The following is a 20,668-nucleotide window of genomic DNA, read 5'->3' as shown; positions in this document are numbered from 1 at the left end:
TAACCATGAGTACATCAGTAGAAAAAATCAATCAATTATTATCTAAACCTGCTCTCGCAAAATTTATTTTGCGTGTGAGTTTTAGCTTTATGTTTTTATTACACGGAATTCATAAGATCACCGGTGGCATCGATTTTATCGCTGGAAAATTTGTTGAACTCGGCCTGCCCGGTTTCTTTGCCTACGCCGTTTACTTGGGGGAAGTCATCTCCCCAATTTTAATCATTCTAGGCATATTAACTCGCCTTAACGCTTTTATTATTGTCTGCTGTTGTGTGGTGATTGTTCTACTGATGTACACACCAATATTTTTCTCATTGGCACCCACTGGAGCTTGGGCAATTGAAAGTGTAGCCACTTATTTCTTTGCATTTTTAGCTCTTATGTTCTGTGGCTCTGGGAAATATGCGTTGAAAGCAGACTAATACTAATATTGTATAAAAAAGGCTAACCGAAATGGTTAGCCTGTCATTACCCTCCTTGGTAATATAGCTCATTAAACGCTTGTTTAATTTGTGCTGTGCCTAAATGTCCTGGAATCACTTTTTGGACATTTAAATCCTGATCAATCACCACACTTGACGGATAGCCCCGCACTTTCGTACGTTTAAGCACTTCCCCACTTTCATCAAGCAAGACCACAATATTTTTATATTCCAGTCCTTTATACCACTCAATAAATTTCTCCGTGGATTTTTCACCTTTTTGATCAGGGGAAACAATGGTGACGACGTTAAAACCGTTATTTTGATCCGCACTTAACTCGTCAATTTCTGCCAGCCCAGCCAAACAAATCGGACACCAAGAGGCCCACATTTTGACATAGAGTGGTTTACCTTGATATTGTGCTAAGGTCACGGACTGATTATTTAAATCTTTAAATTGAATATCTTTCAATGTGGTTTCTCCTGCTGCAAATGAATTCACACTCAATAACATAAACACTAACGCGAATAATTTTTTCATAGTTTAAATTTTCCTTATCTGATATTACATAAAAATATGTAAGTTATTGGTAATTAATAGAATACCCATTAATATGATTAATATACCACCGACCATTTTAAATTTGTTTAAATGCTTATTCATAGATTTTGCTTTTTTCAATAAACTCTCCGAGAAGAAAGAAAACACAATAAAGGGGGTGGCTAACCCTAACACATAAACAAACATCATGGCGGCACCGTATAACGCAGATCCATCGTTGCTGGATAAGGCCAAAATCGAGGCTAATACTGGGCCAATACAAGGTGTCCAACCAAGGCTAAAAGTCAATCCTAACACAAAGGCTTCAAGGGAGGCACTTTTACCGCTGGTTTTGATTTCCACCAATTTGGTTCGCTCTAAGGCATGAATTTTGAAAATACCTAATTGGTGTACGCCCAAAATCACCACGATAATACCGGCAATAATTCGGGTGGTATCGTTAAACAACACATCACCTAAAAAACCAAAGCCAAAGCCCAATCCAACGAATGTCAAGGATAAACCCAACACAAATAAAAATGTATTGAGAATCTTTTTCCCACCTTTACTCAAAATACCAAAATAAATCGGCACAATGGGGAAAATACAAGGCGAGAGAAAAGATAACAAGCCTGCCAGAAAAACGCTACTAATCACTAATTGTTGATCAAACATCTTATTTCACCAACCCCATTAAATAGCCATAATGTTGTTTTTCCATTTGATTAAAGGGAATAAACTTAATGGAGGCACTGTTAATGCAATAACGTAAACCGCCTTTGTCTTTCGGACCATCATCAAACACATGACCTAAATGGGCTTTTCCACTGCGACTCAACACTTCGGTTCGGTGCATATTAAAGCTGTTATCATCGGCATAAGTGACGACATCCTTGTCAATCGGTTGGGTAAAGCTAGGCCAACCACAGCCCGATTCAAACTTATCCGTAGAAGAAAATAACGGCTCACCGGTGGTGACATCCACATAAATACCCGGTTCAAAATTATTCCAATATTCATTGCTAAAGGAACGCTCAGTATTTTTCTTTTGCGTCACGCTGTATTGTAACGGCGTTAATTTGGCTTTTAATTCTTCATCGCTCGGTTTTGGATAATCTTTGGGATCAATAATAATATTGTTCGCCTGTTCCAAATCAATATGGCAGTAGCCATTTGGATTTTTCTTTAAATAATCCTGATGATAGTCCTCCGCCAAAATATAATGTTTCAACGGCTCGACTTCCACCTGAATTTTATCTTTATGTTTGGCTTGCTCCGCTTGAATGGCCGCTAAAATAATCGCTTTATCTTGTTCATTTTGATAATAAATCCCTGTACGATATTGACGACCACGGTCATTGCCTTGTTTATTCACGCTAGTGGGATCAATCACTTGGAAATAATATTTCAACAGTTTATCTAATGACACCAAATTGGCATCATAGGTCACATGTACGGTTTCCGCATGATCGGTACCGCCAATTAAACGGTAACTGGTTTGTTCCGTTTTCCCATTGGCATAACCTGAGGTGGCATCTTTCACGCCGTAAATTCTTTCCATATAGGCTTCGATACCCCAGAAACAACCACCGGCTAAATAAATTTCACGAATATCTTGTTGTTGAGTTTGTTGCATTGTGTTGTCCATCTTTTTCATCTCCGTCATAGGTTTACTCATGCTATCTGCGACACTGATTTGGCTCATTGCCATCGCTGACATAAAAAGTAAAGATAATTTTCCGTATTTCATGTTTTTCTCCTTGTAAATCGGCTAAAAAATTTGCCTTGCATTACATTAGTCGTGATAAAAACAAAATCCTTACAAAAAATTTCATTTTTTTATAAAAAAATACCGCACTTGATTAACTTTAAATTAAAGTGCGGTATTTTTCTAATAAAATTTTAACTACTTGGTCATTCGTTTATACTTAATCCGATGCGGTTGAGTCGCCGCTTCGCCTAAGGTTTTCTTTTTCCATTCTTCGTAGTCGGTAAAGTTACCTTCGTAGAACGTCACTTTGCCCTCATCGCCGTAGTCCAAAATATGGGTGGCGATACGGTCTAAGAACCAACGGTCATGGGAAATCACCATGGCACAACCGGGGAATTCAAGAATGGCATTTTCCAACGCACGTAAGGTTTCTACGTCTAAGTCATTGGTCGGTTCGTCCAATAATAAGACGTTGCCGCCACGTTGTAGCAGTTTAGCTAAATGCAAACGACCACGTTCACCGCCTGATAATTCGCCGACTCGTTTTTGCTGATCGACACCTTTAAAGTTAAAACGCCCCACATAAGCACGACTTGGAATTTCGAAGTTACCGATAGTTAAAATATCCTGTCCGTTAGACACTTCTTCCCACACGGTTTTTTTGTCGTCCATCGCATCACGGAATTGATCCACAGACGCAAGGGTCACAGTTTCCCCTAAGGTAATGGAACCGCTATCTGGCTGTTCTTTGCCTGACAACATACGGAATAAAGTAGATTTCCCTGCCCCATTTGCTCCGATAATCCCCACAATCGCCCCTTTTGGAATGCTGAACGATAAATCATCAATCAAAGTGCGGTCACCGTAAGATTTGGTTAAATGTTCCACTTCGATCACTTTATCCCCTAAACGTGGACCAGGTGGAATAAAGAGTTCGTTGGTTTCATTACGTTTTTGATATTCGCCTGAATTTAATTCTTCAAAACGTGCCATACGTGCTTTACTTTTCGCTTGACGACCTTTTGGATTTTGGCGAACCCATTCTAATTCTTTTTCAATAGATTTTTGACGTGCGGACTCGGTGGCTTGTTCTTGGGCTAAACGTTTTTCTTTTTGTTCTAACCAAGAAGAATAATTACCCTCCCATGGAATACCCTCACCACGGTCAAGCTCTAAGATCCAACCCGCTACGTTATCTAAGAAATAACGGTCATGGGTAATGGCGACCACCGTTCCCTCGTAATCATGTAGGAAACGCTCTAACCACGCCACAGATTCTGCGTCTAAGTGGTTGGTTGGTTCGTCTAATAACAACATATCGGGTTTTTCGAGCAATAAACGACACAATGCCACACGACGGCGTTCACCCCCTGAAAGATGTTCAATTTTTGATTCCCATTCTGGTAAACGTAAAGCATCGGCGGCACGCTCTAACTGGTTATCTAAATTATGTCCATCATGTGCTTGAATAATGGCCTCTAAATTAGCTTGCTCGGCGGCAAGTTTGTCGAAATCCGCATCAGGATCGGCATATAGAGCATACACTTCATCTAAACGAGTTAACGCATTTTTCACTTCGGCAACCGCCTCTTCAATGGCCTCACGCACAGTTTGTTGCGGATCTAATTTTGGTTCTTGCGGAAGATAACCGATTTTAATCCCTGGTTGTGGACGAGCCTCCCCCTCAAATTCTTTATCTACGCCAGCCATAATGCGTAATAAGGTGGATTTACCCGCACCGTTTAAACCAAGAACCCCGATTTTCGCCCCAGGGAAAAAGCTCAAGGAAATATCTTTCAAAATATGACGTTTCGGCGGCACAACCTTGCCTACTCGGTGCATAGTGAAAACAAATTGTGATGACATTTTTTATTCTCTTCTTTAAAAATACAGCCTCTCCCTTTGGGAGAGGACGGAGAAAATCCGATAGGATTTTCGGGAGGTGAGGGTTTCACATTTTACCCTCACCCTAGCCCTCTCCCAGAGGGAGAGGGGACAAATGAACAAGGATTATTTTCCAATGACTTCCAATCCGCCCATATAAGAACGTAATACTTCTGGCACGGTAATGGAACCATCAGCATTTTGATAATTTTCTAATACGGCAACTAAGGTACGCCCCACCGCTAAACCAGAGCCATTTAAAGTATGTACTAAGCGAGTTTTCTTATCGCTTTTCGCACGGCAACGGGCTTGCATACGGCGAGCTTGGAAATCCCACATATTAGAACAAGATGAAATCTCACGATAGGTATTTTGAGCAGGTACCCAAACTTCCAAATCATAGGTTTTGCACGAACCGAATCCCATATCACCCGTACAAAGCAACACTTTACGATAGGGTAAATTTAACAATTGCAATACTTTTTCCGCATGACCGGTTAATTCTTCTAAGGCTTGCATGGAGGTTTCAGGTTCAACAATTTGGACTAATTCGACTTTGTCAAATTGGTGCATACGAATTAAACCACGAGTATCACGGCCATAAGAGCCAGCCTCGGAACGGAAACAAGGCGTATGTGCGGTCATTTTTAACGGTAATTGTTCGGTGTCAAGAATTTCACCACGCACTAAATTGGTCACTGGCACTTCGGCGGTTGGAATTAAGGCGTAAGGGACTTCCCCCTCTAATGGTTTAGTATGGAATAAATCTTCACCAAATTTTGGTAATTGCCCTGTGCCATACAAAGTATCGTGATTGACTAAATAAGGCACATAAGCCTCCGTATAGCCGTGTTGCTCGGTGTGTAAATCCAGCATAAATTGAGCTAACGCACGGTGCATTTTGGCAATTTGACCTTTCATCACCGCAAATCTTGCTCCGCTTAATTTCACCCCAGCGGCAAAATCTAAACTGCCATTTAGTTGTTCACCTAAAGTCACATGATCTTTCACCTCAAAATCAAATTGACGTGGCGTTCCCCAGCGTGAAATTTCTTTATTTTCGCTATCGTCTTTGCCTAATGGCACTTCGTCTGCCGGCAAATTTGGAATGGTCAATGCCAAGGTATTTAATTCCGCTAACACATCATCCAATAAACCTTTCGCTTGTGCCAGTTCAATCCCCATGCTATCGACATCTTGCATTAAGGATTCAATATTTTCACCACGTGCTTTGGCCGCACCAATGGCTTTTGATCTGGTATTACGTTCTGCTTGTAAAGTTTCGGTTTTAACCTGTAATGCTTTGCGTTGTTCTTCTAATTCGGTGACTTTTGCCACATCCAAATCAAAATTACGTTTTAATTTTAATAATTGTGCTGTTTCCGCAATATTATTGCGTAATAAATTCGGATCGATCATTTTTTCTTCCTTAAATTAATACGGTAAACATGACTTTCATTCTATAACGAATTAGTGAGAATTTCCATTATTTCCACCGCACTTTATTGCTTTTATTATCCTGTTGTTGTAACCAATCTAATTTTTCTTTTATTTTAACTTCCATACCGCGGTTGGTTGGAAAATAGAATTGGGTATCTTTTAATGGCTCAGGGAAATAATTCTCCCCAGCAGCATAGGCATTAGGTTCATCATGGGCATAACGGTATTCTGCCCCTAACCCCATTTCTTTCATTAAATTTGTTGGGGCATTGCGTAAATGCTCGGGCACATCATAATCTGGAGCTTGTTTTGCCAATGCTTTAGCTTGATTAAATGCCTGATACACCGCATTGCTTTTCGGAGCCACCGCTAAATAGACAATGGCTTGGGCAATGGCTCGCTCTCCCTCAGCAGCACCGACTCGAGTAAAACAATCCCATGCGGCCAACGCCACTTGCATGGCTCTTGGATCCGCATTGCCCACATCTTCTGATGCAATAGCCAACAAACGGCGTGCCACATATAAAGGATCGCCACCAGCCGTAATAATCCGTGCATACCAATATAATGCCGCATCAGGAGCAGAACCTCGCACGGATTTATGCAACGCTGAAATCAGATCATAAAAGCGATCCCCCTGTTTATCAAAGCGAGCTTGCCGCTCCCCTAGCACTTCGGTTAATAAAGTGCGGTGTAAAATCTTGCCATTTTTCTGATCTTCATCTGCCATATCCACCATTAATTCGAGACAATTCAAGGCTAAACGAGCATCACCATTGACATATTCCGCCAACAAGGCTAGCAAATTCTCTTCGATTTTTAACCGCAGTTTACCGAGTCCACGCTCAGGATCATCAATGGCTTGTTGTAATACTTGTTGAATATCTTGCTTATCTAGGGATTTTAAAATATACACTCTGGCACGAGATAGCAAGGCACTATTCAATTCAAAAGACGGATTTTCAGTCGTGGCACCGACAAAAATAATGGTGCCATTTTCAATATGGGGGAGAAACGCATCTTGCTGACTTTTGTTAAAACGATGTACTTCATCCACAAATAAAATGGTACGGCGATCATTAAGTTGATTCTGTTTCGCTCGTTCAATGGCCTCTCGAATTTCTTTGACGCCACTGGTCACGGCGGAAAGGCGTTCTACTTCGGCATGAATACGGTGAGCGATAATTTCTGCTAAAGTCGTTTTACCTGTGCCTGGTGGCCCCCATAAAATCATGGAATGGGCATGTCCCGCCTCAATGGCTTTACGTAAGGGTTTGCCTTGACCAATTAAATGTTGCTGACCGCAATATTCATCTAACGTGCGTGGTCGCATACGTGCAGCAAGGGGGCGGAAATCGGTATTGGAGAAATCAAGAGATAAATTAGACATAACCCATCCTTTATATGGCAATAAAGGGCGTATGCAATACGCCCCTACATGATGTCGATGTTGTTATCAAAATATTATTTTTTCTTTTTATTGCGCTGATCATCAAATTCAGCCCCTTTCGGTACGCTAAATTGGAACACCATATCAGCAATATTATCATTACGAATATTGCGTAAAATATAAAGATTGGATTGACCATCTTTTTCAATGGTACTAAATCCTTTCAATATGCCATTTCCGTCAATTCGCACATCAAATTGTTTAATATTGCTATTTTTCGCTTTCGGTTTTAACACAAAAGTATCGGCATTTTGCACCACCGTATATTGTTGCCAATGGCTGTTATCATTGCTGGTTAATAACACAAACGGCGTATTATTCACGGCTTCAGTAACCCAATTAGCGGTCACTTGTTCCACAAAAGGATCGTAGAACCATAGGGTTTTACCGTCAGAAATAATTTGGCTTTCTTGCGGTGCTTGGGTATCCATACGGAATAAATTAGGGCGTTTAATTTGCAATTTACCCGAACCCTGTTGCACTTGTTTACCATTGGCAGAACTCACATTTTGATTAAATTCGGCACTGAACATTTGCACTTTTTGCAAACGTGATTGTAATTCACTCGCCGCGTCCGCCAACGCAAAAGGCGTCGCCAAGGCAAAAGCCAACAGTGCGGTGATTTTTTGTGATATTTTTTTCATTTTACTTTCCTTTTTAATAATCCGGCGTGCGTGCCAATAATTCACGTTTACCGTTACGCATTTCGGATACAATACCTTGTTCTTCCAGTTGATCCATTAAATTTGCCGCACGGTTAAAACCAATTTTTAAACGACGTTGAATAAAGGATGTAGAAGTCATGCCTGTGTTCACCACGATCTCAACGGCTTTGTCAAACAGCGGATCCAATTCTTCGCTACTGGTGGAAAATCCGTCATCCTCTCCGCCCTCATTATCCTCAGCACTTTCTAAAATCGACGAAATATAATTCGGTTTACCTCTGGCTCGCCAGTCATCCGCCACTCGGGACACTTCATCATCCGACATATAGGCGCCATGCACTCGCACTAAATCCGTGGTGCCATTCCCCAAATAAAGCATATCTCCCATACCCAACAACGCCTCTGCACCATTTTGATCGAGAATGGTACGAGAGTCATTACGTTGTACCACGGTAAAGGCAATACGGCTTGGGATATTGGATTTAATCAACCCCGTAATGACATCTACCGACGGACGTTGGGTGGCCAAAATCACATGAATCCCCACGGCACGAGCTTTTTGGGTTAAACGAGCAATTAATTCTTCGATCTGTTTACCCACTTGCATCATTAAATCGGCAAATTCATCCACTATGACAACGATATAGTTCATTCGTTCTAATAATGGGGCTGTGCTGTCTAACGTATCACCGGGTTTCCAAAGCGGATCGGGAATGCCGATACCTTGTTCACGGTAGCTATCAAGGCGTTCATTAAAGCCCTCAATATTTCGCACTCGTAGTTGTGACAACAGTTGATAACGACGTTCCATTTCATCCACACACCAACGCAACGCATTGGCAGCTTTCTTCATGTCCGTCACGACTTCGGTTAATAAATGCGGAATATCGTTATAGATGGACAATTCCACCACTTTCGGGTCGATCATAATAAATTTGACCTCTTCAGGTTTTACTCTGAACAGCAAACTTAAAATCATGGTGTTAATCCCAACCGATTTTCCTGATCCCGTGGAACCCGCCACCAATAAATGCGGCGTTTTGGCTAAATCAATCACAATCGGCGTACCGCTAATATCTTTGCCTAATGCCATTGGCAATAAGGCTTTACTATTGCGGAACTCGTCACTGTCTAACACATCTCGTAATGGTACGATCTGGCGTTTTTCGTTAGGGGTTTCAATACCAATATAAGGTTTACCCGGAATACTTTCCGTGACCCGAATGGCTTTAAACATCAATGCACGAGCCAAATCCGTATCAATTCGACTGACGGCGGAGGCTTTGACACCCGGTAATAATTCCAGTTCATAACGCGTGACCACTGGCCCGACTAACACATCTTTGACCGTGGCTTTGATTTTAAAATTCTGTAATTGTTGCTCAATCCGTTTTGAGGTATCGAAAATTTGTTGTTCCGAAATATCTTGGGCTTGTATCACCCGTTTATCTAACAAATCTAACAAAGGTAAATCGGTAGTGGGTTTTTCTTTAGGCGTATGATCGCCATATAATTCCACCAATTTATCAATCGGAATCGTACGCAAACCATTTTGCATTTTTTCTTCTTCAGCTTCTTCTGCCTCTTCTACTTCAATAGAAATATCATCTGGCTGATTCGCTAAATGCACATTTAACTGCCGTTCTTGAGCTAAACGTTGCTGTTCTTTTTCCGCCTCTTGTTGAGCAAACTGTTCGGCTAATTCGGCAGAAAGATCGTCTAATCCCTCATTTTCAATTGGCATTAACGGTTTCGCTGGTGTCAGCTTAACTTCTGGTATCACCGGTGTCGGCGTTTCTTGCGGCAATGTCACATTTAACCCATTTTCCGTTAAGAAATCGGGTCGATTGATGTTGTCATCTTTTGTCACTTGGGAGGGTAATACAACATTGCTCTCCGTTGTTTCTACACCATTCGGTTGGGCAATTTTCACTTCAGGTAAAGTTGGGTTTTCAAATTCAATCGGCTTAAATACATCATCTCCCACAAAACCCGCCGTGGTGTCCTCGTACGCTGTTTGCGTATGTTGTGGATCCGTCACGCTTTCACCTAAACCCGAAATATGGATCGGCTGCACTGTTTCTATTTCAGTATTATCTTCCTCTTGAGGTGCCGAGGCTTGAACAGAAATGTCGTTCAGTTCTTCTTCATTTTCTGCGGTTATTTCCTCAACAGGTTCCTCATTTTTCACCGTTAACCAGTTATAAAAACGTACCACTAAACGAATCAAGGAGGCGCCAGAACAAAAAATAAACCCTAAAATACTGAACAGAACGCCAAACAGGAGTAAACCAAACTTACCCAATAATGGGAGCATATATTTCGCCAACACGCCACCGAGTACACCGCCGGCTAAATGATCGCTCGTATGCGGGAGTAACATGGCAGACAATGCCGTCAAGCCAAGCATTAAAAGAACAAAACCAAACATACGTAAGGAAAAACGTGTCCAAGTCAGGCTATCTACTCGTTTAGTACGAATAAAATAAATCGGGGCAATACAGAGTAAGAAAGGTAATAAATGCCCCACATAGCCAAATAGCACAAAAAAGAGGTCAATCACCCAAGCGCCTAAACGCCCTGCTTTGTTGATCACCTCATCTTGATAGCTCACCACGGACCAAGCGTTATCAAAGGGGCTATAACTCGACCATGCAATAATCAAATAAAAGCCGAAAAGTGCGGTCAATCCAAATAAAACTTCCACCAAATAATGGGTTGGTGAAAAGCCGTCTGTTATTTTTCTAATCATATTATTTTAATTGTAAAAAATTGGTTTGTTTGACTTCTTCCATCACCACAAAGGTACGTGTATCATTCACACCGGGTAGGCGTAATAAGGTGGTGCCAAGTAATTTACGATAGGCGGACATATCCGCTACTCTGGTTTTAAGCAGATAGTCAAAATCGCCCGAGACCAGATAACATTCTTGAATATCATCCAATAATTGCACCGCATCATTAAATTCTTCAAATACATCTGGCTTACCACGCACAAGCGTAATTTCCACAATCACTAACAAAGGGGCCTCTAATAATTCGGGATTGAGCAAAGCACGATAGCCCATAATAACGCCTTGTTTTTCCAAACGTTTTACACGTTCTAAACAAGGTGTTGGCGAAAGTCCTACTTTCTTAGATAAATCAATATTGGAGATTTTGCCATTACGCTGTAATTCATCTAGAATTTTAATATCAATGGCATCAAAAGGCTTAACTAATTTTTTATCCATATAAAGCACCCCATAAAAAGAATAAAATTCTGTCAATTAACAGTCAATATCTTAATATAACAGTAAATTAGATAAAATTCAGTAAAAAATAACGCACTTTATGGTTTTTATTTGGTTTAATCATTAAGTTGCTACAGATCTAATTAATATTTGACCGTTTTTTATGCTTTCTCTATAATGTCCATCTTTATTTGGAGTGAAAAATGTTATCAACAATTGTAACCATGCACGTTATTTGTGCTTATTTAAGTTTATTATTATTTGTGATCCGTGGAGCAATGCAACTGTCAGGCAAAGACTGGCGAGCTGTAAAACCATTAAAAATTTTACCGCACATTTCAGACACAGTTTTACTGGCAACCGCATTATTTTTCTTCTTTAGCTTTGGTATTTCAGCTTGGAAAATTGCCAAACTCGCCTGTTTTGCTGGCTACGTATTTAGTGCAGTGAAATTCTTTGGCAAAAAAGTCAACAACCCAAATCCACTGTTCTTCGTATTCGGTGTATTGTGTTTATTGGGAGCAATGTTCTTAGGATATTCTCATTAATATGACAAAACCGCACTGTTCCATAAAGGAAAGTGCGGTTAAATTTTCAATCTTTTAAAAGCCTAGCCACCAGACAGTTTCACCATAAAGCCTTTCAGTTCTAATAACTGTTTCAGTAAATCTCGCTTATCGCCTTGGATTTCAATGTGTCCATCTTTGACAGATCCACCACAACCACAACGTTTCTTCAGTTCGGCCGTCATCTTTTTTAGATCATCATCTGATAAATCCAAGCCAGTAATCACACAAACGCCAGCCCCTTTACGGCCACTGGTTTGGCGTTGAATACGTACAACGCCATCCCCTTTTGGACGTTCAGCTTTAGGTTTATCCGCTTTAATCCGCCCAACTTCGGTGGAATAAACTAGCTCGCTCATTATAAATTTGCCAATGACGCATTAATAGCACGCAATACATCTGCCGGCTTATCTGCTTGGGTAATCGGACGACCAATCACTAAATAATCCGCCCCCGCACCCACGGCCGCCGCAGGTGTCATGACTCGGCGTTGATCGCCAAATTCACTGCCCACAGGACGAATCCCCGGTGTCACTAATTTAAAATGCTCACCGCAGTTTTTGCGTAAAATTTCCACTTCTTGCGGTGAACAAACGACACCGTCTAAGCCTGCACGTTGAGTTAAATGGGCTAAACGAATCACTTGTTCTAACGGCGAGGCGTTAATGCCAATTTGTAACAGATCCAAATCTTCCATACTGGTTAATACGGTCACACCGATTAATAAAGGAGCATCTTTACCGTAAGGTTCAAGAATATTTTTGGCCTCTTCCATCATACGCAAGCCACCACTGGCATGTAAATCCACCATCCACACACCTAAGTCAGCCGCTGAACGCACCGCTCGAGCCACGGTATTTGGAATATCGTGATATTTTAAATCTAAAAACACCTCAAATTTACGTTGATGTAATTGTTTCAGAAAATTGGTGCCTAAACTGGTAAACATTTCTTTACCTAATTTTAGACGACAAAGACTTGGATCAATTTGATCCACCAAGTTTAACGCATCGGATTCATTTTCATAATCTAATGCCACAATAATTTTGCTGTCCATATTCACTTCCTTACTTGATGAGTTGAATGCTTGATTAATTTGGAAATTCAATGCCACGAATTGGCTTAACCTTTTCCCACTGGCGACAAGATGGGCAACACCACATTAACTTATGGCTTTGATAGCCACAGTTGGTGCAACGATAATCAAAACCTTGTTTAATATGCTCACCGACCATTTTATGCAATAACACTAGACTATCTTTAGCACGCCCTGTTTCTGCATCATCAATTTGATACTGAATAAAACGATGAAATAAAAACATATTCGGATTGGTGCCAATTTTTTGATAGACTTTGCTTTGTGCGGTAGCACGGCTATCTTTTTGTTCGATCACATCCGCTAAAGCTAAATCCACGCTGGCATTTGCACTAAGTTGGCTCGCTCGCACTAAAAAGAGTTCAAAATTGTCCAGTAAACCTAATTGCTGATAGCAATCTTTGAGCTGGGGTAACACTTCCCCCACATAATCCGCATTTTGATTCAGCACATTTTCTAAAATTTTCACCGCACTTTTGAAATCGTTTTGCTGAATATACCATTTCCCCAACATCATGGACGCACGCACACAATTAGGCGATACGGCTAAGGCTTGCTCGAGTAAACCTTTCGGATTTTCTTTGCTGTCTGCCGGTAATAAATTCGCATACTCACAATAAAATTGTGCCAATTCAATATTATCCGTTTTAGGCTCAATTTTCGCTAATTTTTCCGCCACGTTAATGGCTTTTTTCCATTCTTTGGTTTTTTGATAAATAATGGCTAATTGTTGCAATGCCCCACTGGCAAATTCAGGTTCATCCACCAACACAATATACAAATTTTCTGCCCGATCAAAAAAACCCACAGACATAAAATCTTTGGCTAATTGCTGTTTCGCTAATAATTTCTGCTCAAAAGAATAATTAGGGCTACGATCTAAGGCCTGATGAATACGTAAGGCCCGATCCACTTCACCACGAGAGCGAAATAAGTTGCCTAAGGTGAGTTCAGCTTCAAATTGGGAGCGGTGTTCAATATCGTTTTCGGTTTCTTGCTTTTGCAGCATTTCTAAAAACAAGTCCACCGCTTTTTCGGTTTGATTGGATAATAAAAAATTCATCCCTGTCACATAGTCTCGGGAGAATTTATTACTCACTTCTTCCTGATCTTTTTTGGCACTACGATGCCCCATATACCAACCATAAGCGGCGGCAATCGGCAAGAGCAGGAAAAGTAATTCAATCATGCTTATTCAGCCTTTTTCAGACTTGATGTCAACTCGTTAATTTGCTGAGTTTGGCGTTTAATTTGACGAGATAAAGCCATATTTTTGATTTTAATGCGAAGATAAAAAATCCCTGTAATTAACCAACCAAGAATCAAACCTAAACCAAATAATATCGCCACTAAAGTAGAAAGTTTAAACTCACTTTCAGCCACAATATAGTTAAAGGTAATCACTTGATCGTTATTCGCCCCCACCGTAATCGCAACCAAAATCACCGCAATCACGACCACCAATCCTAAAAGGTATTTAAACATGATACTTCTCCCTGATGTAAATACTCGAGTTAAAAACGCATTTACCTGTATTATGCCAAAAATCACTACAAAAAACGACACATAAATTGTGTCGTTTTAATATATTTACGCCGAGCAATCAAATTATTGATCAACACGCTCTTTTAATTCTTTACCCACTTTAAAGTGCGGTACACATTTTGCTTGTAATTTCACGCTTTCGCCCGTTTTTGGATTGCGTCCTACTCTTGGTTGACGGCAATGCAATGAAAAGCTACCAAAACCACGCACTTCAATACGATTACCATTTTCTAAGGTTTGCGAAAGCTGTTCTAAAATCTCTTTTACTGAATTTTCAACGGTTTTCACTGCAAGAGATGGGTGTTTTTCAATTAATGTGTCGATAAGTTCTGATTTGGTTGTCATAATTTATTCCTTGTTTTTGAGCCAATAAAACAACGTAATTATTCTAAATTAAAATACATACGTGGTTTTACTTTACGTAGCTTCGCTTTTAGAAACGAAAAAGTGCGGTGCAAAATACTTAATTTTTTAATCACTGGCGTGCCTAAACACGCCAGTTTTATTTATGCGAATAAATTATTCGCCTTTCGCTTGTGCAAATGCGGCTGCCATCGCATTAGGAATAGCCACTTCTTCTTGTTTGCTATTTACGCTTGCTACGGCTGCGGCTTCTTCAGCTTGATCTTTCGCTTTCACAGATAAGTGAACGATACGAGATTTACGATCTACACCTGTGTATTTAGCTTCAACTACATCACCAGCTGCTACTTCGTTGGTTAAGTCAGATGCACGGATATAACCTTCCACGCCACCAGCTAACTCAACTTTAGCACCTTTGCTGTCAGCTTCAAGCACTGTTGCAGAAACTACTGCACCTTTTTTGGTATCCGCTAAGAAGTTGTTGAATGGATCAGATTCAAGTTGTTTGATACCTAAAGAGATACGTTCTTTCGCTGAATCTACTTGTAACACAACCGCGGCCACTTCGTCACCTTTTTTGTATTGACGAACGGCTTCTTCACCTTGTACATTCCAAGAAATGTCAGACAAGTGAACTAAACCATCGATACCACCTTCAAGACCGATGAAGATACCGAAATCAGTGATTGATTTGATTTTACCTTCAACTTTGTCGCCTTTGTTGTGCGTATCAGCGAATTGTAACCATGGGTTTGGTTTGCATTGTTTTAAGCCTAAAGAAATACGACGACGTTCTTCGTCAATTTCTAACACCATCACTTCAACAACATCACCAAGGCTGACAACTTTAGATGGGTGAATGTTTTTGTTCGTCCAATCCATTTCTGAAACGTGAACTAAACCTTCAACACCATCTAAAATTTCCACGAAACAGCCGTAGTCGGTTAAGTTAGTCACTTTACCGGTTAATTTGCTGTTCACTGGGTGATTTTCAGCGATTGCCGCCCAAGGATCTTGACCTAATTGTTTTAAGCCTAAAGATACACGAGTACGATCTTTGTCAAATTTCAAGACTTTAACCGTGATTTCATCACCTACATTCACGATTTCGCCTGGGTGTTTAACACGTTTCCACGCCATATCTGTGATGTGTAATAAACCATCCACACCGCCTAAGTCAACGAATGCACCGTACTCAGTTAAGTTTTTAACTACACCTTTAACTTCTGCACCTTCGGCAAGATTCGCTAATACTTCATCACGATCTTGATTGCTTTCAGATTCGATCACCGCACGACGTGAAACCACCACGTTGTTACGTTTTTGATCTAATTTGATAACTTTGAATTCTACTTCTTTACCGAGTAAATGATCTGCATCACGAGTTGGACGAGTATCTACTAATGAACCTGGTAAGAACGCACGCACACCGTTTAATTCAACCGTGAAACCGCCTTTCACTTTACCATTCACTAAACCGATCACGCTGGCTTGTGCTTCGAATGCTTTTTCTAATTCGATCCAAGATTCGTGACGTACCGCTTTCTCACGAGAAAGTTTAGTTTCACCGTAACCGTCTTCAACTGCATCTAATGCAACGTTTACTACGTCGCCAATTTTAACCTCAACTTCACCTTGAGCGTTAGTGAACTCTTCAGCTGGAATACGTGCTTCAGATTTTAAACCTGCATCCACGTAAACAAAGCCTTTTTCGATAGCCACAACGTGACCTTTAACGATTGAGCCTAAACGAGTTTCAAGGTTATTTAATGATTCTTCAAAGAGTTGAGCGAAAGATTCTGACATAATTAATCTTCTTTAATAAGTTAATAACATCCACTTAAAATCCGTAACAAGTGGGGTTGATAATAAAAGTCTATCCATCCTTGAATAAACCGAAAAATATATTTGAAATTAGCTTTTCACTTTCTGATGAATATAATCCAACGCTTGCAAAATCACTTCATCAATGGACAATGTCGTACTGTCTAATAACAACGCATCGTCTGCTGGTTTCAGTGGTGCAACTGCTCGATTTCTATCCCGAAAGTCACGATCTTGAATCTCGGCTAAAATCTGTGCAAAGTTACCATTAATTCCTTTATTTTGCAACTGTTTAAATCGTCTTTTTGCTCTTTCTTCGCTACTTGCATCTAAAAACAGCTTCACTTGAGCATTGGGGAACACCACTGTCCCCATATCACGCCCATCAGCGATCAAACCTTTCCCTTGTTGAGCAAAGTCTTGTTGCAACTGCAAAAGTGCGGTGCGAACTTGCGGAAAAACAGCGACTTTAGAAGCCGCATCCGCCACTTCTTGGGTTCTAATCTGACCACTGACATTTTCGCCATTTAACAAAATACTCACTTCGCCATTCTCGGGTAAAAATTGAATATCTAAATGACGAGCCAAATCTGCTAATGCCAATTCATCCGCTAAATCCACCGCACTTTTAAGGGCAGCCAATGCCGTGACTCGATAAATCGCTCCACTGTCCAATAAGGCAAAGCCCAATTTTTCCGCCAAGGCATAACAAAGCGTGCCTTTGCCTGCACCGCTTGGGCCATCGACGGTGATAATCATATTTTCCATGATTCTCTTTCCTGTCTGAAATAATTGCATTCATTATCTGCCATTTTATGACTAATCTCAAGGCGAGAACCAAAAAACAAGGGCGTATTTTTTACTGATACGCCCTTTGTTCAATTACCAAACTCTATTTTCCCGCCGATCTTTACAATCCTGTTTAATATTTTCGACAAATATGTTGAGAGAAGCTGGTGAGCTTTGTGCAAGTTTTTCATAATGTGCTTGATAAAGTTTAACCAAATTTTCACTAGTATACTCTACGCTATAATGTTTGGTGGGCTCTATAATACGACCATATTTCGATAAAAGAAGACTTGGATCCTCATCATATATCAATCTTCGCAAAGCAGTGAAATTATTCATATCTGTGTAATACAATTTAAGACCTTGACATTCCACTGGATACTCTATTTTAGAGCTAGATGTGCCGACAAAACTCGGGGCGATCACCACCGCAGTAGCAACCACGGCAGTAATGATTTTATGCTGACTGACAAGGTTGACCAATTTGCGTAACAAATTATTGGTTTCCGCCGATTGTTTCACTTGAGTAACCACTGGCGTGAAAATGCCTTTCAGTTTTTCCAACAGCTTTTGGAAGGTTTCCGATTGCATAAACTTCTCTAGCCATTGTTTAAATTGCGTGAATTTTTCCATTTTTTCTCCTAATCTAATTTTTGGTAATGATTCACACGGACACCCAATTTATCAAAGGCTTGTTCCACAACGGAACAAGGATGTGCCTCAAAAATTTCGCTTTCTTTGGCTTTAATCAGGTTGACTTTTTCCTGTTCGACCTGATTAAAATCGGTCACGCCCTGTTCTGCCACAAACGCCAACAATTTGCCTGCACATTGTTCATTGTAGGTTTGTTTCAGCTTATCGGGTTGATTTACAAACTCTTGCACCATTTGCTGTTCTTTTTCTTTCAACACTTCATTACGCAACCAACAAACGGAATATACCCGTTTATCCGTGGCACAATCTTTTTCCGTGTTGGCTAACTCCTCAAAAGAGAGTTTTCGCAATTCGGCAATGCCTGTTTGGGCATATTTAAGATAAAGTGCCTTATCCATTTCATTTTTTTTAGAAATATGCTCTTTGCCACTCAAATAATCATCAAATGTCGTTTTCCCATCAAGACTAAAAAAACGATGGACTTTCTCATTAGGCACTAATTCTCTCACTGCTTGTTGCCACGGCAATTTATCGTATTCCTCTGCACGTTTTTTAAGATCGTTGATAATCGTTTGCTGTTCTTGATCTGATTGAGAAATTTTCTTTGGATTTTTTATTTCTTCACATTGATCATAATCAGGCAAATCCTTTCTTGGATGCTCAGTAAAAAAACGTTGTATTTGCGAGCCATCCAAAAACCATTTCTGCCCCTCACTTTGGTTCTTATACACATACGCAAGACTATCCAATCTCGAATTACAATTACCCTCATATTTAGTCGGTTCTTTCAAAAAAGTGAGTTGAGCATTCGCCGCATTCACACAATTTTCATCAAATTTGACAAATTCTTGTTTAAACTGCTGGACCAACTTTTCTTTTGCTCCCTCTTTCGTTTCCCCTTGGGCTTGTAATGCAAGTAAAAGATAAGGATTTTTTAATGGCTTTTCTAATTCTGATATTGCTGTGATACATAAACCAAGAGTAAGACTGCGTTCCATGGAATGTTGTAAATAATAATCTGTGGATTCCACGGTTTGCGGTAACCCAAAATTGACCGTTTGTTCCTCACCGCAAGCGGTTAAGCCTGCACTGATCATCAGGGAAAGCATAAGCGATGTTTGAACGCGGTGATGTTTAAAAGTTGATGTTATTTTTAACATAGTTGAATCCTGTTTTCTCAATAGCGATTAATTTAATTTGTTAATGTAATCCACTTCTAGTGCTAATTTCTTTAAGGCACTTTCGGTAATATCACAAGGATAGGCTTGAAAAATTTGCTCTTTCTTTTCTTGCAACTGTCGAATTTGCTGACCAGAAAGATCTTCGGCACGTTTAGAAAGATTATTCTCCGTGATATAATTTTCCATTTTCGCCACACATTGATTGAAATCGGTTTTTAAGCGATCAAAATTCATCATATAATCACGCTCTTGCTGTTGCCATTTTTGCTGTAACGCTGTTTTATAGACATCACAAGCAGAACCACTTCGTTGTTCCAACTGGCAATAGCTTTTGTCTTTGAGTAAATCCGAGTAGGATTTAGCTAACAGTTCTTTTAAGCCAGCGTAATAATATTTAACGTAAAGAGCGCTAAGAAATAGCCCATCTCGTCTTTCTTTATTATATTTTTTGTCAGAATCACTTGTTGATTTCCTTTCATCAAAATATCTCCAACCGTACTCTTTTGCTAAATAAGCAGACATGATTTCCTTTAAGGTTGGCAGATTTTCAAACTTATCTAGGTCATACCCCAAATTCGGTTTAATACTTATCAGTTTATTAATCCCCTGTTGCCAATTAATATTCGCCCATTCTTGTTCTAGGAGTTGAAGATAATGCTCCAACTGTTGATTGAGATATTCCTGTTCCAATCGTTTGCTCTCCGCCTCAAATTTGGATTCAAGTTCTTTTTCCCTATATTCCTTATAGTCATACACTCGCATAGCTTGATAATCACCATCATTAACAGAAGAGCTCAAACTGCCGTATTTAAAATCTGGAATACCATTTTCTCCATTGTCATTCTTATTCCTCCAACTTTCCTCATAGTTGTTCTCCCACCAATGGTAAAAACTTATCTTATTGTATTCCTCGGTAGTTTTCGGCAAATTAGGCTCGGCAAGTAGCAATGCCACCATGGCATTGGCACAATTTTCCATAAAAAGATGATGTTTTTTATATAATCCAATCACATCAAATACTAATTCAGGATTCTCCATCACCTCTATTTCGTGCTGTTGTTGTTCAAAAAGTTGACCTATTCGCTCCTTATTCGTTTTTAAAACTTGCTTACATTGTTGATTAGTGGCTTTGGCTTGATCTAAATGTTGACTATAAAAATCTTGGCTTTGCAGTTCCGTTGGGAAATCCACATCCTGCAGTGCCGATTTATCATCACCACACCCAACCAACACCAGTGCAGCCCCTAAGCTGAGAAAAAACTGTTTTTTCATTTTCATATCATGATCCTGTTGTAAAAATA

General features: G+C 40.1%; 21 protein-coding genes. 2 read left to right on the top strand and 19 right to left on the bottom strand.

All coding sequences use genetic code 11. The features are described 5' to 3' along the window. Nucleotides 1–5: 5 nt before the first annotated feature. Nucleotides 6–425: a DoxX family protein gene (locus ACTG7X_RS01905; protein ID WP_439256849.1), complete on the top strand. Its 420-nt coding sequence runs from the start codon at nt 6–8 to the stop codon at nt 423–425. 46 nt (nt 426–471) lie between these two features. On the opposite strand, the gene ACTG7X_RS01900 is transcribed toward ACTG7X_RS01905, so the two are convergent. The 9 genes from ACTG7X_RS01900 to lrp all read right to left on the bottom strand — a co-directional run bounded on the left by ACTG7X_RS01900 (nt 472) and on the right by lrp (nt 11,349). Continuing rightward, the gene (locus ACTG7X_RS01900; protein WP_439256848.1) at nt 472–966 is read right to left on the bottom strand and encodes a redoxin family protein; all 495 of its coding nucleotides are present in this window, start codon (nt 964–966) and stop codon (nt 472–474) included. Nucleotides 967–990: 24 nt separating this feature from the next. Beyond that, a complete protein-coding gene (locus tag ACTG7X_RS01895) occupies nt 991–1,641 on the bottom strand; it encodes a cytochrome c biogenesis protein CcdA (RefSeq protein WP_439240677.1) in 651 nt (216 codons plus the stop codon). 1 nt (nt 1,642) lies between these two features. Next, nucleotides 1,643–2,716 carry a peptide-methionine (R)-S-oxide reductase MsrB gene (msrB, locus tag ACTG7X_RS01890; protein ID WP_439240679.1) on the bottom strand — a complete coding sequence of 358 codons (1,074 nt, stop codon included), beginning with the start codon at nt 2,714–2,716 and terminating at the stop codon, nt 1,643–1,645. Between the two features lie 156 nt (nt 2,717–2,872). After that, nucleotides 2,873–4,543, bottom strand: coding sequence for an energy-dependent translational throttle protein EttA (ettA, locus tag ACTG7X_RS01885; RefSeq protein WP_439256847.1), 1,671 nt, complete (start codon nt 4,541–4,543; stop codon nt 2,873–2,875). A 144-nt stretch (nt 4,544–4,687) separates the two neighbouring features. Continuing rightward, the gene (gene serS / locus ACTG7X_RS01880) at nt 4,688–5,980 is read right to left on the bottom strand and encodes a serine--tRNA ligase (RefSeq protein ID WP_439240683.1); all 1,293 of its coding nucleotides are present in this window, start codon (nt 5,978–5,980) and stop codon (nt 4,688–4,690) included. Nucleotides 5,981–6,047: 67 nt separating this feature from the next. Further along, nucleotides 6,048–7,391, bottom strand: coding sequence for a replication-associated recombination protein A (locus ACTG7X_RS01875; protein WP_439256846.1), 1,344 nt, complete (start codon nt 7,389–7,391; stop codon nt 6,048–6,050). 74 nt (nt 7,392–7,465) lie between these two features. After that, nucleotides 7,466–8,095 carry an outer membrane lipoprotein chaperone LolA gene (gene lolA / locus ACTG7X_RS01870; RefSeq protein ID WP_439256845.1) on the bottom strand — a complete coding sequence of 210 codons (630 nt, stop codon included), beginning with the start codon at nt 8,093–8,095 and terminating at the stop codon, nt 7,466–7,468. 13 nt (nt 8,096–8,108) lie between these two features. Further along, entirely contained in the window at nt 8,109–10,868 is a 2,760-nt protein-coding gene (locus ACTG7X_RS01865) for a DNA translocase FtsK (protein ID WP_439256844.1), read from the bottom strand. A gap of 1 nt (nt 10,869) precedes the next feature. Continuing rightward, the gene (gene lrp, locus ACTG7X_RS01860) at nt 10,870–11,349 is read right to left on the bottom strand and encodes a leucine-responsive transcriptional regulator Lrp (protein WP_386686649.1); all 480 of its coding nucleotides are present in this window, start codon (nt 11,347–11,349) and stop codon (nt 10,870–10,872) included. Between the two features lie 203 nt (nt 11,350–11,552). On the opposite strand from lrp, the gene ACTG7X_RS01855 reads away from it, so the two are divergent. Continuing rightward, entirely contained in the window at nt 11,553–11,897 is a 345-nt protein-coding gene (locus ACTG7X_RS01855; protein ID WP_439256843.1) for a SirB2 family protein, read from the top strand. Between the two features lie 62 nt (nt 11,898–11,959). Here ACTG7X_RS01855 and yciH read toward each other — a convergent pair whose 3' ends face one another. The 10 genes from yciH to ACTG7X_RS01805 form a co-directional block, all read right to left on the bottom strand. Next, nucleotides 11,960–12,274, bottom strand: coding sequence for a stress response translation initiation inhibitor YciH (yciH, locus tag ACTG7X_RS01850; protein ID WP_439256842.1), 315 nt, complete (start codon nt 12,272–12,274; stop codon nt 11,960–11,962). Beyond that, a complete protein-coding gene (pyrF, locus tag ACTG7X_RS01845) occupies nt 12,274–12,972 on the bottom strand; it encodes an orotidine-5'-phosphate decarboxylase (RefSeq protein WP_439240699.1) in 699 nt (232 codons plus the stop codon). Before pyrF ends, yciH begins: the two co-directional genes overlap by 1 nt. A gap of 34 nt (nt 12,973–13,006) precedes the next feature. Next, entirely contained in the window at nt 13,007–14,200 is a 1,194-nt protein-coding gene (gene lapB / locus ACTG7X_RS01840) for a lipopolysaccharide assembly protein LapB (protein WP_439240701.1), read from the bottom strand. Between the two features lie 2 nt (nt 14,201–14,202). Next, nucleotides 14,203–14,496, bottom strand: coding sequence for a LapA family protein (locus ACTG7X_RS01835; RefSeq protein ID WP_439256841.1), 294 nt, complete (start codon nt 14,494–14,496; stop codon nt 14,203–14,205). Between the two features lie 123 nt (nt 14,497–14,619). Next, complete coding sequence (locus tag ACTG7X_RS01830) at nt 14,620–14,901, bottom strand: integration host factor subunit beta (protein WP_439240707.1); 282 nt, start codon at nt 14,899–14,901, stop codon at nt 14,620–14,622. A gap of 174 nt (nt 14,902–15,075) precedes the next feature. Beyond that, nucleotides 15,076–16,725 carry a 30S ribosomal protein S1 gene (gene rpsA / locus ACTG7X_RS01825; RefSeq protein WP_439256840.1) on the bottom strand — a complete coding sequence of 550 codons (1,650 nt, stop codon included), beginning with the start codon at nt 16,723–16,725 and terminating at the stop codon, nt 15,076–15,078. 108 nt (nt 16,726–16,833) lie between these two features. Next, on the bottom strand, nt 16,834–17,511 hold the full coding sequence (cmk, locus tag ACTG7X_RS01820) for a (d)CMP kinase (protein ID WP_439256839.1): 678 nt from the start codon (nt 17,509–17,511) through the stop codon (nt 16,834–16,836). A 114-nt stretch (nt 17,512–17,625) separates the two neighbouring features. Beyond that, the gene (locus ACTG7X_RS01815) at nt 17,626–18,165 is read right to left on the bottom strand and encodes a hypothetical protein (RefSeq protein WP_439256838.1); all 540 of its coding nucleotides are present in this window, start codon (nt 18,163–18,165) and stop codon (nt 17,626–17,628) included. A gap of 8 nt (nt 18,166–18,173) precedes the next feature. Then, nucleotides 18,174–19,346: a hypothetical protein gene (locus tag ACTG7X_RS01810; protein ID WP_439256837.1), complete on the bottom strand. Its 1,173-nt coding sequence runs from the start codon at nt 19,344–19,346 to the stop codon at nt 18,174–18,176. Between the two features lie 27 nt (nt 19,347–19,373). Then, entirely contained in the window at nt 19,374–20,645 is a 1,272-nt protein-coding gene (locus ACTG7X_RS01805) for a hypothetical protein (protein ID WP_439256836.1), read from the bottom strand. Nucleotides 20,646–20,668 lie beyond the last annotated feature (23 nt).

This window comes from Lonepinella sp. BR2271 (assembly GCF_051851515.1).
Lineage (GTDB): Bacteria > Pseudomonadota > Gammaproteobacteria > Enterobacterales > Pasteurellaceae > Lonepinella.
Note: the sequence above shows the minus strand (reverse complement) of the source record. Positions and strands in the feature narration are given on the sequence as shown.

Bases quoted from the DNA above. Each gene is read 5' to 3' on its own strand.
- ACTG7X_RS01905 (WP_439256849.1), top strand. From the start codon at position 6: ATGAGTACATCAGTAGAAAAAATCAATCAATTATTATCTAAACCTGCT.
- ACTG7X_RS01900 (WP_439256848.1), bottom strand. From the start codon at position 966: ATGAAAAAATTATTCGCGTTAGTGTTTATGTTATTGAGTGTGAATTCA.
- ACTG7X_RS01895 (WP_439240677.1), bottom strand. From the start codon at position 1,641: ATGTTTGATCAACAATTAGTGATTAGTAGCGTTTTTCTGGCAGGCTTG.
- msrB (WP_439240679.1), bottom strand. From the start codon at position 2,716: ATGAAATACGGAAAATTATCTTTACTTTTTATGTCAGCGATGGCAATG.
- ettA (WP_439256847.1), bottom strand. From the start codon at position 4,543: ATGTCATCACAATTTGTTTTCACTATGCACCGAGTAGGCAAGGTTGTG.
- serS (WP_439240683.1), bottom strand. From the start codon at position 5,980: ATGATCGATCCGAATTTATTACGCAATAATATTGCGGAAACAGCACAA.
- ACTG7X_RS01875 (WP_439256846.1), bottom strand. From the start codon at position 7,391: ATGTCTAATTTATCTCTTGATTTCTCCAATACCGATTTCCGCCCCCTT.
- lolA (WP_439256845.1), bottom strand. From the start codon at position 8,095: ATGAAAAAAATATCACAAAAAATCACCGCACTGTTGGCTTTTGCCTTG.
- ACTG7X_RS01865 (WP_439256844.1), bottom strand. From the start codon at position 10,868: ATGATTAGAAAAATAACAGACGGCTTTTCACCAACCCATTATTTGGTG.
- lrp (WP_386686649.1), bottom strand. From the start codon at position 11,349: ATGGATAAAAAATTAGTTAAGCCTTTTGATGCCATTGATATTAAAATT.
- ACTG7X_RS01855 (WP_439256843.1), top strand. From the start codon at position 11,553: ATGTTATCAACAATTGTAACCATGCACGTTATTTGTGCTTATTTAAGT.
- yciH (WP_439256842.1), bottom strand. From the start codon at position 12,274: ATGAGCGAGCTAGTTTATTCCACCGAAGTTGGGCGGATTAAAGCGGAT.
- pyrF (WP_439240699.1), bottom strand. From the start codon at position 12,972: ATGGACAGCAAAATTATTGTGGCATTAGATTATGAAAATGAATCCGAT.
- lapB (WP_439240701.1), bottom strand. From the start codon at position 14,200: ATGATTGAATTACTTTTCCTGCTCTTGCCGATTGCCGCCGCTTATGGT.
- ACTG7X_RS01835 (WP_439256841.1), bottom strand. From the start codon at position 14,496: ATGTTTAAATACCTTTTAGGATTGGTGGTCGTGATTGCGGTGATTTTG.
- ACTG7X_RS01830 (WP_439240707.1), bottom strand. From the start codon at position 14,901: ATGACAACCAAATCAGAACTTATCGACACATTAATTGAAAAACACCCA.
- rpsA (WP_439256840.1), bottom strand. From the start codon at position 16,725: ATGTCAGAATCTTTCGCTCAACTCTTTGAAGAATCATTAAATAACCTT.
- cmk (WP_439256839.1), bottom strand. From the start codon at position 17,511: ATGGAAAATATGATTATCACCGTCGATGGCCCAAGCGGTGCAGGCAAA.
- ACTG7X_RS01815 (WP_439256838.1), bottom strand. From the start codon at position 18,165: ATGGAAAAATTCACGCAATTTAAACAATGGCTAGAGAAGTTTATGCAA.
- ACTG7X_RS01810 (WP_439256837.1), bottom strand. From the start codon at position 19,346: ATGTTAAAAATAACATCAACTTTTAAACATCACCGCGTTCAAACATCG.
- ACTG7X_RS01805 (WP_439256836.1), bottom strand. From the start codon at position 20,645: ATGAAAATGAAAAAACAGTTTTTTCTCAGCTTAGGGGCTGCACTGGTG.